Source organism: Paenibacillus marchantiophytorum (assembly GCF_014640555.1).
Classification (GTDB): Bacteria; Bacillota; Bacilli; order Paenibacillales; family NBRC-103111; genus Paenibacillus_E; species Paenibacillus_E marchantiophytorum.
The window spans coordinates 58,734-73,802 of the sequence record NZ_BMHE01000036.1 but is presented as its reverse complement, the minus strand read 5'-3'; the positions used below and the strand labels follow the sequence as shown (position 1 = coordinate 73,802).

General features: G+C 46.4%; 17 protein-coding genes, 1 rRNA gene and 1 riboswitch. Of the genes, 14 read left to right on the top strand and 4 right to left on the bottom strand.

All coding sequences use genetic code 11. The features are described from left to right. Positions 1-84 (top strand): 5S ribosomal RNA (gene rrf / locus IEY34_RS38170); the annotation flags it as partial. A 141-nt stretch (positions 85-225) separates the two neighbouring features. On the opposite strand, the gene IEY34_RS26045 is transcribed toward rrf, so the two are convergent. Further along, on the bottom strand, positions 226-753 hold the full coding sequence (locus IEY34_RS26045; protein ID WP_189017143.1) for a hypothetical protein: 528 nt from the start codon (positions 751-753) through the stop codon (positions 226-228). A gap of 136 nt (positions 754-889) precedes the next feature. Here IEY34_RS26045 and IEY34_RS26040 point away from each other — a divergent pair, with 136 nt between their 5' ends. From IEY34_RS26040 to rsmI, 10 genes are all read left to right on the top strand, one after another. Beyond that, positions 890-1,090: a sigma factor G inhibitor Gin gene (locus tag IEY34_RS26040; protein WP_189017140.1), complete on the top strand. Its 201-nt coding sequence runs from the start codon at positions 890-892 to the stop codon at positions 1,088-1,090. 104 nt (positions 1,091-1,194) lie between these two features. Next, the gene (locus IEY34_RS26035) at positions 1,195-2,706 is read left to right on the top strand and encodes an aminotransferase class I/II-fold pyridoxal phosphate-dependent enzyme (RefSeq protein WP_189017137.1); all 1,512 of its coding nucleotides are present in this window, start codon (positions 1,195-1,197) and stop codon (positions 2,704-2,706) included. Positions 2,707-2,746: 40 nt separating this feature from the next. Then, entirely contained in the window at positions 2,747-3,403 is a 657-nt protein-coding gene (gene tmk / locus IEY34_RS26030) for a dTMP kinase (protein WP_189017134.1), read from the top strand. A 46-nt stretch (positions 3,404-3,449) separates the two neighbouring features. After that, the gene (gene darA / locus IEY34_RS26025; RefSeq protein ID WP_189017131.1) at positions 3,450-3,779 is read left to right on the top strand and encodes a cyclic di-AMP receptor DarA; all 330 of its coding nucleotides are present in this window, start codon (positions 3,450-3,452) and stop codon (positions 3,777-3,779) included. A gap of 33 nt (positions 3,780-3,812) precedes the next feature. After that, positions 3,813-4,259 carry a YaaR family protein gene (locus IEY34_RS26020; protein WP_189017129.1) on the top strand — a complete coding sequence of 149 codons (447 nt, stop codon included), beginning with the start codon at positions 3,813-3,815 and terminating at the stop codon, positions 4,257-4,259. A gap of 14 nt (positions 4,260-4,273) precedes the next feature. Further along, the gene (gene holB, locus IEY34_RS26015) at positions 4,274-5,251 is read left to right on the top strand and encodes a DNA polymerase III subunit delta' (protein ID WP_189017126.1); all 978 of its coding nucleotides are present in this window, start codon (positions 4,274-4,276) and stop codon (positions 5,249-5,251) included. Position 5,252: 1 nt separating this feature from the next. Continuing rightward, positions 5,253-6,056, top strand: a complete 804-nt coding sequence (locus IEY34_RS26010) for a PSP1 domain-containing protein (protein WP_189017123.1) — start codon at positions 5,253-5,255, stop codon at positions 6,054-6,056. Between the two features lie 59 nt (positions 6,057-6,115). Further along, a complete protein-coding gene (yabA, locus tag IEY34_RS26005) occupies positions 6,116-6,457 on the top strand; it encodes a DNA replication initiation control protein YabA (protein ID WP_189017120.1) in 342 nt (113 codons plus the stop codon). Between the two features lie 66 nt (positions 6,458-6,523). After that, on the top strand, positions 6,524-7,309 hold the full coding sequence (locus IEY34_RS26000; RefSeq protein ID WP_189017117.1) for a tRNA1(Val) (adenine(37)-N6)-methyltransferase: 786 nt from the start codon (positions 6,524-6,526) through the stop codon (positions 7,307-7,309). Between the two features lie 50 nt (positions 7,310-7,359). After that, positions 7,360-8,247, top strand: coding sequence for a 16S rRNA (cytidine(1402)-2'-O)-methyltransferase (rsmI, locus tag IEY34_RS25995; RefSeq protein WP_189017114.1), 888 nt, complete (start codon positions 7,360-7,362; stop codon positions 8,245-8,247). 169 nt (positions 8,248-8,416) lie between these two features. Here rsmI and IEY34_RS25990 read toward each other — a convergent pair whose 3' ends face one another. Continuing rightward, positions 8,417-8,671, bottom strand: a complete 255-nt coding sequence (locus IEY34_RS25990) for an AbrB/MazE/SpoVT family DNA-binding domain-containing protein (RefSeq protein ID WP_079417157.1) — start codon at positions 8,669-8,671, stop codon at positions 8,417-8,419. A 380-nt stretch (positions 8,672-9,051) separates the two neighbouring features. Here IEY34_RS25990 and IEY34_RS25985 point away from each other — a divergent pair, with 380 nt between their 5' ends. Next, on the top strand, positions 9,052-10,329 hold the full coding sequence (locus tag IEY34_RS25985) for an HD domain-containing protein (protein ID WP_189017111.1): 1,278 nt from the start codon (positions 9,052-9,054) through the stop codon (positions 10,327-10,329). Positions 10,330-10,360: 31 nt separating this feature from the next. After that, positions 10,361-11,128 (top strand): TatD family hydrolase, encoded by a 768-nt coding sequence (locus tag IEY34_RS25980; RefSeq protein ID WP_189017108.1) that lies wholly within the window; start codon positions 10,361-10,363, stop codon positions 11,126-11,128. Here IEY34_RS25980 and IEY34_RS25975 read toward each other — a convergent pair. After that, positions 11,114-12,346, bottom strand: coding sequence for an ABC transporter permease (locus IEY34_RS25975; RefSeq protein WP_189017105.1), 1,233 nt, complete (start codon positions 12,344-12,346; stop codon positions 11,114-11,116). The genes IEY34_RS25980 and IEY34_RS25975 overlap by 15 nt on opposite strands. Further along, the gene (locus IEY34_RS25970; protein WP_189017102.1) at positions 12,346-13,086 is read right to left on the bottom strand and encodes an ABC transporter ATP-binding protein; all 741 of its coding nucleotides are present in this window, start codon (positions 13,084-13,086) and stop codon (positions 12,346-12,348) included. Before IEY34_RS25970 ends, IEY34_RS25975 begins: the two co-directional genes overlap by 1 nt. 282 nt (positions 13,087-13,368) lie before the next feature. Beyond that, positions 13,369-13,558, top strand: a riboswitch (cyclic di-AMP (ydaO/yuaA leader). A 289-nt stretch (positions 13,559-13,847) separates the two neighbouring features. On the opposite strand from IEY34_RS25970, the gene IEY34_RS25965 reads away from it, so the two are divergent. Then, positions 13,848-14,987, top strand: a complete 1,140-nt coding sequence (locus IEY34_RS25965) for a resuscitation-promoting factor (RefSeq protein ID WP_229757841.1) — start codon at positions 13,848-13,850, stop codon at positions 14,985-14,987. Positions 14,988-15,069 lie beyond the last annotated feature (82 nt).

Genomic DNA, 15,069 nt, shown 5'->3' with positions numbered 1-15,069 from the left:
CCCATCTCGAACACGACCGTTAAGCCCTCCAGCGTCGATGGTACTTGAACCGCAGGGTTCTGGGAGAGTAGAACGTTGCCAAGCAGCTTAGAAACCTTACAAGGAGAAATCCTCGTAAGGTTTTTTTTTGTTACTTTGAGAGTGACCCCATTTTCCTTATGCCTGCGAAAAAAAGGTACCTTACACATAGTAGATACCCACGAGGGCTATTTCTGACCTCGACGCCTATTGGGTGTAACAAGAAGTTTCTTTTTCCGTAATTTTAACTAATCCAGATTTGTTATAGGGACGGAACCGGAAGAGGATCCATAGCCGCGGCATCAGCATCCACAGATGGAAGATAGCCAGATAAATAAGCCATTTTTCAGGGATCCAAGGGTAGAGCAACAGAATGATAGAAAGTCCGATCCAGAATAAATGCAGCTGAATCCTGGAGACTAGTCGCACGGAAGCATGTCCATCCGGGATAAAGCCGGACCAGAAGATACCAAAGCGATAGGACCACCCTCTCATGGCCATGCCAATCGTGAATTGAAAGTAGGTACGAACAAGCAAGGTATGGAACATTAGAAGGAGTGGGTAGCTTGCAAGAAGCGGAAGCCAGCTAGAGGAATCGAATTTATAGAGAACCGCTATGGCGAGTATGGCGAAATAAAGAATTGTTTTGTAAAGAGAGTGGTAGACGCGCTTGACTAGTGTATAACTGTAAATCGTAGATTGTTTAGATAAGTTGGGCTCTTGGTTTATTGACATGATGATGACCTCCGCAAGGCGGTTAACCTGATTATAAGACTATATCGGCAATATCCTTCCAAAATATGAGCGTTTAGCTAGTTTAGGAGAATCAAGAAACGGTTATACTAGAAGTAAACGAATATGGGGTGATCATATGGAGGAAAACCGAATTGGGATATGTATGATCTGTGAGCAGCAAAGGTTAGGCGGTATTCATATTATAACAGCTTTTATCTGTGATGAGTGCAACAATGAGATTGTGAAAACGAATGTAAATGATCAAAGGTATCCATTTTTTGTGAAGCAAATGAGAAAAGTGTTTCATACGGGGAATTCTAGACAATATATGAACTAATGGGAGAAGCTTCTTATAGAAGCTTTTTTGTTTTTTTCGCGTCAATCTACTACTATAAGGGTATAAAATAGAAAGCTCTGGGAGCTTGAGGAGTCATTGAACGTATGTCTAGTTTCAGCCGACAAGTAGAACCTAATCGTGCGCCACTTTTCGAAGCCATGGTAGCCCATCATCGGCGGAATCCGGTAAGCCTTCATGTACCGGGGCATAAATCCGGACAAGGCTTGTTGGAAGAAGGCGAAGATTATCTGAAGATGGTGATGTCCATCGATTATACGGAGATCACAGGGCTTGATGATTTGCATCATCCGGAGGGGGTCATTCAGGAAGCAGAAGAGCTGGCGGCGGATTGTTTCGGAGCAGAGGAAACATATTTTCTGATTGGCGGAAGCACAGTGGGAAATATTGCGATGATTGGGGCGGCTTGCGGCCGCGGGGATCTTATTCTCTTGCAAAGGAATGTACATAAGTCCGTAATTCATGGTCTGATGATAGCAGGTGCTCACGCTGTATTCATTGCTCCTGAGCTGAATGCGCAGACAGGCGTAGCGACAGGCCTTTCCATCCAAAGCGTACAGCAAGCACTGCTACAGTATCCTGAGGCGAAGGCGCTATTTCTGACGAATCCTAATTATTATGGGATGGGCGTGGATTTGAAACCTTTTGCTGAGCTGATGCATGCAAGAGGAAAGCTGCTTTTGGTAGATGAAGCGCATGGCGCACACTTCGGCTTTCATCCGGAGGTGCCTGACTCTGCTTTATCGCAAGGTGCCGATGCTGTGGTGCAATCCACGCACAAAATGTTGACGGCCATGACCATGGGAGCCATGCTGCATGTACAAGGAACTCTCATAGATCGTGGCAATATCAAACAATTGTTGGCTATGCTGCAAAGCTCCAGTCCTTCTTATCCGATTATGGCTTCTTTGGATTTAGCGAGAAAGAGGATGCATACGGAAGGAACTGTGTGGATGGAGAAAGGCCTTGCTGTCTTGAAAGAATTCAGAACCTTATTAGATCGGCTTGACCGATTCGATTATTACCCGAAAGTATTTCCGGTGGTGCCAAGCTACGATCATCAGACGGCGGATCCGTTCAAAATAGCAATCTGCGATAGAACGAACACACTGACAGCAACGGAACTCAAGGATAGGTTAGAAGCTGATGGTATTTATGTCGAAATGACCGACGGGCGACAGGTTCTACTGGTTTTCTCGCCTGCATCGGGCAGAGCCGATATGCTTAGGGTAATTGAGACTTTGCATAACATTTGTCTGGACGGGTCCTTACAAAAGAAGGAACTTCAGGAGCCTATCTCGAATATACTTAAATTACCCTACTACCCGCAAATCTCATCTCCTGTTGTTTTCGATCTGAAAGAGAGCTCAAGAACATCACGTGAGAAAGAAACGGTTAGTCAGGTGAACCTGGATGATGCGGTTGGACATCGCTCAGCCGATATGGTCATCCCCTATCCACCGGGAATCCCCTACCTTTATACGGGAGAAGTGATCACGGCTTCTGTTGCCGAAGCTTTAGTGCAGTTAGCAGCAAGGGGTATCAAGTTTCAAGGGACAGAATTTGGTCAGACACACAAGCTAAAGATTTACACATAAACTATTTCAAAAGTTGTGAAGCAGCAAGTAGGAGGAAAGCGTGAACGGAATATTTATTACTTTTGAAGGGCCGGATGGCGCCGGGAAAACAACGCAGCTGAAGCAATTGGCTGAGGGGCTCAAGAAACTGGGACATGATGTCCTTGTGACCAGAGAACCGGGCGGTACGGCAATCAGTGATCAGATTCGAAGCATTATACTTGACCCCGCGCATAAGGAGATGGTGGATCAAGCAGAAGTATTGCTATATGCGGCATCCAGAGCACAGCATGTGCATCAATTGATTCTTCCGGCGCTTCAAGCTGGACGCATAGTCCTATGTGATCGATTCATTGATGCGAGTGTAGCTTATCAAGCGTACGGGCTAGGCATTGACGTAGATCAGGTCAAAGAGATTTCGCGATATGCCAGTTCAGGGTTGCAAGCGACACGCACTTACATTCTGGATGTTCCTGTGGAAGTAAGTTTAGCCAGATTGCATCATCGTGCTGGTTCGGGTTCAGATGCCCAGCAGCTGGATCGGATTGAACAGAAGCATGTTGATTACCACAGCCGGGTAAGAGCAGGATTTCACCAGATCGCGGCCGATCATCCTGAACGGGTTCGTGTCGTGGATGCCAATCGGAGTGAAGAAGAGATAGCTGCAGACATTTGGACGGATTGTAATCAATTGCTGGAGGAACATATTTCCGTGTAAAGCAGAAAATCCATTCTTCGTTTATAATAAAAGGGAGGCAACACTTATGAAACTAGTCGTAGCCATTGTACAGGATAAAGATAGCAATCGTCTTTCCAATGCTTTAATCAAAGAAGGGTTTCGCGCTACGAAGTTGGCGAGTACTGGCGGGTTTTTACGTGCTGGGAACACGACTTTCATGATTGGTACGGAAGACGAGAGAGTGCAAGAGGTCATGCAGGTGATTCGCGCTAATTGCAAAATTCGTGAACAACTGGTTACACCGGTTTCACCAATGGGTGGAACGACGGATTCATATATTCCGTTTCCCGTGGAAGTGCAAGTGGGTGGAGCTGCGGTTTTCGTATTGCCAGTTGATCGTTTCGAGCACTACTAATCTTAATTAGACATACACAAGGATGGATGCGTCTTGAAAATTAATCCGGGGTGGCAGCCCATCGGTAAAAACGTCAAAGTAAATGAGAACGTCCCGCCGGCACAAATGGCCCCCCGGAATTTCTCGGAAATCATGCAGCAGCAGGATGAGAAATTTACTCAGGAGCAGTTGTCCAAAATGGTGCAGCAAATTACGCTGCAAGGCGACCGTCTATCACGGGGGATGACTGTGAGGGAGCTTCTTCAATATAAATTGTTGATCAAACAGTTTCTGGAGGAAACGGCACGTCGTGGCGTCAACTTACGAGATACGAAGGGCTGGGATCGTCGCGGCCGTTCGAAGCGATATAAGCTTTTGGAAGAAATCGATCAGGAGCTGCTGGCTTTGGCTGATGAACTGTTGGAGAGCGAGCAGGGTCGAATTGAAATTTTGCACAGAATCGGAGAGATCCGAGGCATGCTGATTAACTTGTTATTTTAGGAGGGTGTTAACCCATGTCCTTCCAAGCGATACCGGGACAAGCAGCCGCCAAGCAGCTTTTACAGAATGGGCTTAGGCATGACAAGCTGTCTCATGCTTATATTTTTAGCGGGCCTGTTGGGACAGGACGTTCAGAGATGGCAATTGCACTAGCGAAAGCGATTTATTGTCAGCGCGGGAAGGATGAAGCCTGCGGCGAATGTTTGGAGTGCCGCAAGGTTGAGCACAGCAATCATCCGGATCTGCACGTGGTCGCGCCTGACGGAGCGTCGATCAAGATTGAACAAATCCGTGAGCTGCAAAAGGAGTTCGCCTACCGTGCGACAGCTTCCGGTACCAAAATATATATTCTGCATCATGCCGAGAAGATGACGGTACAGGCTGCGAACAGCCTGCTTAAATTCCTGGAGGAACCGACTTCGCATGTCGTCGCGATTCTGATAACAGAGAATGGGAATGCCTTGCTGCCAACGATTCAATCGCGGGCGCAGTGGATTCATTTCACACCCATGCCGCGTGAGCAGATGATGCTTACTTTGCTGGAAGAAGGCCATCCCGCCGCACTTGTTCAACCTGCTGCGCATTTAACCGCAGGATTGCAAGCTGCCAGAGAGTTAATTGCTGCGAATTGGTTTGCAGAAATGAGAACCGTAGTGTTACAATTAGCTAAGGAGACGCTCACACGTTTCCCTACTTCTATGATCACGGTGCAGCAACGAATTGTGAAAACAGAACTTGCGGACCATATGTCGAGTTTGTTCGACTTATTGATCCTCTGGTTTAAAGATATGGTGCAGTTGCGCCTGGAGCGCAGAGATAAGCTTGTATATAATGATCAACTGGACTGGATGAGCTCCCTCGCGTTCAGCCGGGATGTCTCAGATTGGGTAGGTATGATGGAGCAAGCCGTAGATTTACAAAAACGACTGCGCTTCAACGCCAATTCTCAGCTGGTGATCGAGAAAATGCTCGTGGAGATGCAGGGGGTGTAAGATGTATTCGGTCGTAGGCGTCCGCTTCAAGAAAGCGGGTAAAATATATTATTTCGATCCAATAGATTTGCCTATTGAGAAAGAAAGCGCCGTTATTGTTGAAACCGCTCGCGGTGTAGAATATGGCAAAGTCGTTGTAGGCAAGAAGAACGTCAAAGAGAATGATGTTGTGCTTCCGCTCAAAAAGGTGATTCGCATAGCCGATGATACGGATGCTGATCTGGTTGAAGAGAATAAGAAAGCAGCCAAAGACGCGTTCCAAACTTGTCACGAGAAGATTAAGGACCATAGTCTTAAGATGAAGCTCGTAGACGTAGAGTATACCTTTGATCGTAATAAAATTATTTTTTACTTTACAGCTGAAGGACGGGTTGATTTCCGGGAGCTGGTCAAAGATTTGGCAAGTATTTTCCGCACACGTATCGAACTGCGCCAAATTGGCGTAAGGGACGAAGCGAAAATGCTTGGAGGTATAGGTCCGTGTGGGCGGATTCTGTGCTGTTCATCCTTTCTAGGCGATTTTGAGCCTGTATCCATCAAAATGGCCAAGGACCAGAATTTATCGTTGAATCCAACGAAGATATCCGGATTATGCGGTCGGTTGATGTGCTGTTTGAAATACGAACATGATAACTACGAGAGTGCAAAAGATTCACTGCCAACTGTTGGGCGGCATGTAATCACTTCTTTTGGGAATGGTAAAGTGTTAGGGTTAAATATTAGTGAGCGTACCGCGAAGGTTCAATTGTTCGACCTTGGTAAAGCACTTGATTTACCTTTCGATGATGTGGTTGAACAAGAGTAGCGGCATAAGATCCAAGGAGGCGCTGGCCAGTAAGCATGCATGGCACTAGAGGTGAAAGCGTGGATAAACAGGATATTTTTGGACAAATAGATGATATTGAAGAACGCATGGGTGCCACTTATGCCGAATTGGGTGCCTTAAAGAAACGAATTATTATCCTCATCGAAGAAAATAAGAGACTAAGCATAGAGAATCAGCAACTTCGCAAACTGATCCGACAAGAGGAAACGATTGTCGAGCAGCCTGTAGGAGAAGCAGAAGAAACTCTTCCGTTACCAGGAGCCGGTTATGATAATTTGACCCGCTTATATAATGAAGGATTTCATATCTGCAATGTGTATTACGGACACCTTCGGACTGAAGGAGATTGTTTGTTTTGCTTATCCTTTTTAAATAAATAAGTGCTTGTGACCGTAGGGGTTTATGCCTTACGGTTTTTTTCCATAAGGAGCAAGTTAAGAAAGGAAATGACGATAGAACGCATGGTGCCTTTACGACCGACAGAACGAATTGATGATTTATTGACGTATGATTTGAAAATTATCCAAAGTGACGAGGTATTCAGCTTCTCAATGGATGCTGTACTTTTAGGACGGTTTTGCAGTGTGCCGCCCAAGGGGCGTATGATTGATCTATGCACAGGCAACGGGGTTGTTCCCCTGCTGCTGGCTACGCGAACTCGTGCTGACATCTGGGGGGTCGAAATCCAAGAGCGGCTGGCCGATATGGCGGTTCGCAACGCACTGATTAATGGCTTGGAACATCGGCTGCATATGATTCAAGGGGATCTCAAAACAATTCACCAGACGTTGGGCCACGGCCAGTTCGACGCGCTAACCGTAAATCCGCCCTACTTGCCGGTGCCGAATGGCGAGCAGAATGTAAATGAGCATTATGCAGCTGCGCGTCATGAGATTCATTGTACGCTGGAGGACGTTATTGCGGCCAGCGCAAAGCTGGTCAAAGCAGGCGGGAAAGTCGCGATGGTTCATCGAGCTACGCGCCTCATCGATATATGCTGCCTGATGCGGAAATATCGGCTTGAACCGAAACGGATTCGTTACGTGCATGCTCGTGCCGGAGAAGAAGCGATGATGGTGTTAATTGAAGGCATGAAGGATGGCAAGCCGGAGATTCGCACGCTGCCTCCACTGATCGTTTATGATGAGAATCAGGAATATTGCAAGGAATTGAAGGAGATTTATTACGGCGGCCGAGCTTCTTTGGAATTCTCAGCAGAAGCAACGGAATAAAAGAGCCAAAGTCTATATACAACTAAGTCGAATAGTAAAGAGGGAATTCTGTGAGTTTGAATGTACAAAAAAGTTACCGCGAAGAGGGGAACGGCGCAGGCACTTTATATTTGGTGGCTACGCCAATAGGCAACCTCGAAGATATGACCTTCCGTGCGATTCGCACTCTGAAGGAAGTCAACATGATTGCCGCCGAAGATACGCGGCAAACGCGCAAGCTGCTGACGCACTTCGAGGTCGCTACGCGACTCGTCAGCTATCACGAACACAACAAGCAGGCAAGCGGACCCGAACTTGTCCGCTTGCTGCTTGAAGGGCAGAGCATCGCGCTGGTCAGCGATGCGGGACTGCCGGCCATCTCCGATCCAGGTTATGACCTGGTGAGGATGGCCGTGGAACGGGACGTGCCGGTGGTGCCCATCCCCGGCGCGAATGCGGCTCTGTCGGCGCTGATTGCATCAGGCCTGCCGACCGAGCGGTTCGCCTTCGTCGGGTTTCTCCCCCGGGAGAAAAAGGATCAGACGAAGGTGCTTGAAGGGCTGCAGCACGTGCAGGACACGCTGCTGTTCTATGAATCCCCGCACCGCGTGGATAAGACACTTGCCCGCATGGCGGAAGTGTGGGGGGCGGAGCGCCGGGTGTGTCTCGCCCGCGAGCTGACGAAGCGGTACGAGGAGTTCCTGCGCGGCACGATTGCAGAGTGCCTTGCGCACTTGGAGCAGTACCCGCCGCAGGGCGAGTACTGTATCATTGCCGAAGGCACCTCAGCCGCGGCAGCGCGGGAAGCGGCGGACGGCTGGTGGGAGGCCATGTCGCTAAGCGACCATGTTGAGCACTACGAGCAGCGAGGCAGCGACCGCAAGGAAGCGATGAAGCTGGTCGCCAGTGATCGCGGACTGTCCAAGCGCGATATCTATAATGCACTTCTTGAGCGCTAAGGCGCTCAGAGATGTGCTAAGCTGTCGGAAACATTCCCTTCCAGTACTCCTGGACAAAAAAAGATCTCTAATCAGTGGCCTAAGCCAACAAATTAGAGATTAAAGGAGATATGAAAAAGGTTAGAATTACCAATAGGATAAGTGCTACTTCTAGTATACACTAAATTTCTTATTTTGTCACAGGTGTTGGCATTTCAGCTAAACAAATATGACAAACAATTTTTCCTTTGAAGTAAGAAACGTTTTCGGCGTTGCCACAGAAGATACAAGCAGGCTCATATTTCTTCAGCATGATGCGTTCGCCATCCACATAAATCTCCAAAGCGTCTTTCTCGCCAATACCCAAAGTGCGGCGCAACTCGATCGGGATAACAACGCGCCCCAATTCGTCAACTTTTCTTACAATGCCCGTAGATTTCAACATATATAAAAAACCCCTTTCGATTTTATTAAAACTTTATCAATATCGTCATGTTTCGACATATCGTCTTGCCTTATGATACCAACCATTCCCAAAATAGTCAACCATATTTTCATGAGAATTCGCCTAGAATTTATTATTTTTCAATTTCTTATCATTCGTTAAAAATACTAAGAACCCTGTAGTGTAGGGATTTGTAAGGCCTATATTACGAACAGCCTTTTAAGAAAGCCTCATTTCTGTTAAATGAATAAGAAGAATTGGAGTTGTAAAATTGGGATTTAAGCTTCGACAAATTACGACAACGATGTCGAAGTACTGGCGAAACAATGTCGAAAAGGTTACTATTTCATAAAGAAATCATAAAGAGAGGTTGTGAAAGAATGAAGGAAGAAAAGGTATTCAAAGATCCCGTTCATAAATATATTTACGTTCAAGATGCAACGATTTGGGATTTAATTAATACGCGAGAGTTTCAACGCCTGCGTCGTATTCGTCAGCTAGGCACATCGTATTTAACTTTTCATGGAGCTGAGCACAGCCGTTTCTCTCACTCCCTTGGGGTGTACGAAATCACCAGGAAAATTATTTCCCAATTCGAGCGCAATCAATACGATGATTGGCCTAAGGAAGAGCGTTTACTCTGTCTATGTGCGGCCTTGCTGCACGATTTGGGCCATGGACCTTTCTCCCACTCGATTGAAAAAGCCTTTGGTACAAAGCATGAGGATTGGTCATGCCGAATTGTGCTTGGCGATACCGAAGTAAATCGTGTGCTTAGCCGAATTTCCCCTGATTTTCCTAAGCGGGTAGCCGGTGTAATCTGCAAATCTTATAGTGAAGAGATTGTAGTAAGTCTTGTATCCAGTCAATTGGATGCCGATCGTATGGATTATTTGCTGCGGGATGCTTATTTCACAGGGGTTAATTACGGAACTTTCGATTTGGAGCGTATCCTTCGCGTAATCAGGCCCTACAAGGGACATATCGTTGTTAAAGAAAGCGGCATGCATGCGGTAGAGGACTACTTGATGTCCCGTTACCAAATGTATTGGCAGGTCTATTTCCATCCGGTCACACGCAGTGCCGAAATATTGCTGCATAAAGTGTTTGCTCGTGCTAAACATTTATACGAAGACAACTATTCGTTTGGATTTATGGTGGAGCCTATTTTGCACCTGATTCAGAATAAAATTACGTTGGAAGATTATTTGCTATTGGATGAATCTGTGATGCAGACGATGTTGACTTTCTGGTGCCAGGAGAAAGATGAGATCCTTGCTGATTTGTGCAAACGATTCTTGGACCGGAAATTGTATAAATACAGCACCTTTGAAGAATCTAATCAGCATCTGATTAAACGGATGGAACGAGTGATGGCGGAAGTTGGTTTCGATCCAACGTATTACATGGAAATTGATTTCCCTTCGAATCAATCTTATGATGTGTACAGACCGGGTGAAACCGATGATAATTTGCCAATTTTGCTGCTTGATCATAAGGAAACACTAACGGAAATCACACATCGTTCAGAAATCGTACAGTCGATCAGCGGTTTCCAAATGGGCAAGCATCACGTGTATTATCCAGAGGAACTGCTGGAGCGACTGAATGCTACCGACTACCCGGATTTGTGGGAGCTGCTCGGGGAACAAGAATAACAAGTATTTTCAAACATAAGGGAGAACGAACATGCTGACAGACTCACATACCCATTTAAATGCAGAACAGTTCAATGAAGACCAAGATGAAATGATACAGCGCGCATTGGACGCAGGAGTTACACGAATGGTGAATGTAGGCTTTAACCGCGAGACGATTCCTAGTTCGATAGCTCTTGCGGAGAAATATGATTTCATCTACTCGACAGTGGGTTGGCATCCTGTGGATGCGATCGATATGATGCCCGGCGACTTGGGGTGGATTGAAGAGTTGTGCAAACATGAGAAAGTGGTCGCGATCGGGGAAATTGGGCTTGATTATTACTGGGATAAATCGCCAAGGGATGTCCAGCAGCGTGTATTCCGGGAGCAAATTCAATTAGCCCGCAAATTAGGGATGCCCATCGTTATTCATAATCGGGATGCGCATCAGGATATCTTGCATATTTTGAAAGAGGAGAAGGCTGAGGAGGTTGGCGGGATCATGCATTGTTTCTCAGGAAGCTGGGAGACGGCGAAGCAATGCCTGGACATGAACTTTCATATCTCTTTCGGAGGGCCTGTCACGTTCAAAAATGCCAAACAGCCTAAGGAAGTTCTCGCTCAGGTTCCATTAGATCGGCTATTGATTGAAACGGATGCGCCTTATTTGACCCCGCACCCTTTCCGCGGCAAGAGGAATGAATCAGCCTACGTTCGCTTAGTAGCCGAGACAGCCGCGGAAATTCGGGGGTTGACGGTGGACGAAATCGCCGAAATTACGACAAACAACACGATTCGCTTGTTAGGACTCAAGTAAAGCGTTTTTCTGGAATTTGCGGAGCAGTATAAACCTGCAAATGAATGTAAGCACCAGCAGTGCCGCGAGCGGCAGCAGGATATACATAGGTGAAGACCGGATTAGTAAAGGTATCGTCAGGATGCATAACTCTGCTAACAAAGCTAACCAAATAATGAGCGCTAGCGCACCAGCTTTCCATTGACGCTCAAGCGGATACATGTCCAGCCAGAAGGTGTAGCGGTGGGCCCTCTCCAGGGAAGTTAGCTGAATCAGCGAAACTAGCAAACAGATGAGGAAGATTGCTATTCTTGCTGTGCTGCTGCTTGAAACAGCAATGGCTAATGTTCCTATGACCGTCAGCCGCAAGATGATTGTGAATAGTTCCGTACGCAGCAAAGTCTTCATATATATGTACAGATAAGTAGCATCTTGTCTAAAAGGAATAAACCGTGTCAACCCGCTGACCCAAGCTCTGCGGGTTATTCGTGTTGGCAGCGCAGGCACATCCACGAACCAGTTGAAAAAGGCGTAAAGTCTAGCTTGCTGCTGCCTCTCCCTGGCGATCAGGTAATCCCATCCAATCATATACTTGGAAACGAAACGCGTGAGCGCTAACCAAATCATAATAAGCACAATGGCAGCAGCGCTTGCCCATAGCATATGGTAGTGGAATTGCAGGATAAGAAGAGCAATTGTGGCTAGCCAACGGAAGCTGGCCGAGACCATTCGTGCGCGTTCATGTGCGAAGCGGCTCTCTTGCCAGCTCGCTAATAAATTAGCTGTCTTTATTAGAAGAAGGAAGACAAGCATCAATAAAAAATGCTGCGCGTTAGTCCCCAGGCAGTGGTGATAAAGCGGCCATAACACAACCCACGCGAGAAAGGTCAAAATAGCTTGCAGCGAGAAGCTGTAGATGAAACTGCCGCGGAAATAAGCGCCCATTTGGTGTTCGATTCGCAGCAGGAACATGCGGTCTGCGCTTCGCACCAGCGTTCGAATTGGGCTGGAAGCTATCGACGGAACGAGCAAGAGCAGCACGAACCACAAATAGGGATAATCTGTCGGAAGACGCTGTAATATTTTTGCGTAATAATAGGAAGCAAGAATGACAAGAAACAACACAAGGCCAAGAAAATTGCTGCGTGCCGCATATTGCCAGTAGCCCATGGATTCCTTCATATAATGCTGGAATCTTTGCTGCCAAAGAGAGCGGGTATTCATGTCCATCTGGCTCATCATGAATCCCCTTTAACGAGCTTGTAGAAAATGTCGTCCAGGGATGCTGCAGGAAGCTCGGATTGATCGCGCAATTCGACTAAATTTCCTTGTGCCACCATATGCCCTCGGTGCAAAACGACATAATTATCGCAATATTTCTCAATTGTAGACAAAATATGCGAGGATATGAGGAAAGAGGCGCCTTTATTTTTCATTTTAACCATAAGTTCTAATAAAGACCGAATGGCTAAGGGGTCGAGTCCAAGAAAGGGCTCATCAATGATGTATAAAGACGGTTCGATCAGGAAGGCATTCATGATCATTACTTTTTGCTTCATCCCTTTGGATAGGTGGCTGGCGAAGCTGTTTAACTTGTCCTGCATGTGAAACTGCTCTAATAATGCGTGAGAGCGACTCAGGTAATCTTCCCTTGATAAACCGTAGGCCATTGCGGTAAGTTCGAGGTGTTCGCGGATGGTTAGTTCTTCATAAAGCTCCGGACTCTCAGGAACATAAGCGTAAGTGGCGCGATAAGGGAGCGGCTGCTCAGCTAGTGTCAATCCATTGATGCGGATCGTTCCCTTCTGAGGTTGAAGCAGGCCGAGGATGTTCTTGATCGTCGTACTTTTGCCTGCTCCATTCAGTCCAATCAGACCCATCATTTCGCCCTGAAGAATCGAAAAAGTCAGGTCATGAAGAACAGGTTTGTTCGGTAAATATCCTCCGTATAAAGCGTCAACTTGTAAAATGGGCCCCATCTCAGTGCCTCCCTAAATAGCAATATATTGGTATTTCCTACTCCATTTTGTACACGATCATTATAAACAAATTTGCTTTCCAAGCCTAGTTTGACAGTGTAAATTCGAAGATAGTTAGTATTCGTACGTTATAAAGAGTTAAATGTAGATAAAAGGCAGTTTTGTTGGATAATTAAGCTAATTTTCGTCGATTTAGCCCTTTTTAGCAGGTGTCATTGCCTTTACAGGTTCAGATTAACAGCGTAATATACTTTTCATAATAACTTAATAACCAATTTGCCGATTTTCCATTCGCTGAGTTCCATTTATGGGAACGGGGGAACCACTGTAAGCTAAAGCAGCCTTAGCGTTGCTGAAGTGAACAGAGTGAGTAACAGGGGTGAATCTTAGAGCATACTGTGTATGCTTGTAGTAGGGCGACTCTCACGTCCGAATCCGTCAGCTAACCTCGTAAGCGTAAGAGAGGTAACGATTGTCGTTCGTGCTATTTGTGTATTTCACTATGCAAACTATGCCAGCGAGAAGAGTCCTCTTCTTGCTGGCTTTTTGTCTTCTTTCGGCGTTATACGCAGGATGGACGACTAAAAAGGACCCGGAATTCATAGAATGATGAATGGCAGAAATGGTGTGGGACGACCGAAAACGGCGTTTAGTAGCGTCTGTGGAAGGCGAACACATTAAGTTAAACTAAAAAACCTTAGTCGCGTCAAATTTAATCATGCTGTAACCTGGCGGCGAGGCTTTGAAGGAGGACCGAAGAAGTGGGCAGTATCTCAATTAGCGAGACCCATGTAAAACGATCATCCAGCATGTCCTTCGCATTGCGATGGAAGCATGAAAACTTGCGTTTGATTTTAAGCTTAGCTCTTATCTCAATCGCAATGACTTTCATGTTTTTGGTGTTGTTGTACGGTACGGCTACCAAGAGCGTATCCGTGGTTGTGAATGGACAAGAAACCGTTGTACATACGAAACAATGGGTCCTGCAACGCCTACTGGATGAACAAGCCATAACGATTGGTGAACACGATGAAATATCTGCAATGCCTACGACCAAAATCAAAGGCGGAGACAAATTTGTTATCGAGCATGCATCACCAATTCAATTGACTGCTGATGGAAAGACCACCACTGTTTACACAACTGCAAGAACGGTAGAAAGTGCATTGCAACGTTTACATATTGCACTTGGGGAGCTTGACAAGATCACTCCCGAACCGACAGCCGCTCTGGCTTCCGGCGATGAACTCAAAATCGTCCGTGTGAAAAAAGAGACGGAGGCAGTCACAGAGCCGATCGCGTTCGATACGGAAAAGAAGAACGACGCATCGCTGCTCAAAGGCAAAGAGCAAATCGTCCAAGAAGGCAAAGAAGGCGTGCTCTTGAAGAAGAAAGAAAAGACTTTCGAAGACGGTGTTTTAGTCGCGGAAGCAGTTGTGGGTGAAGAAGTACAAACAGAAAGCATTAAGAAAGTCGTGTCGATTGGCACGAAGAATCCAGTCGTGGTTCTTTCGGCTTCCTCGCCAAGCGTGGATGAAGTTTCGAAGAATGGGGTTACTTTCGGTTATAAACAAATCCTCAAAAATGTGAAGCTCACGGCTTACTCAGCGGGAGCCGAATCAACAGGTAAATCAGAGGGGACTCCTGGTTATGGTAAAACCTATACGGGCACTACCGTAACGGAAGGAAGAACAATTGCTGTTGATCCGAAAGTCATTCCACTCGGTTGGTGGGTGTACATTGAAGGTATTGGTTTCCGCCGTGCAGAAGATACCGGCAGCGGTGTGAAGGGCCAAACTATTGATGTCTACTTCGAGGATAATGGTTATGCCAATAAATTCGGAACAAAACAGGGGTATACGGTCTACGTGGTCGGACCGAAAAAGCCTTCCGAAAACTAACGTGTAAACGTCTGTTTCGGCGGGAAGAATGTCATATATACGTTGCCAGGCCAGCAGCCTGGGCGAAAGAAGAGGGGACCCC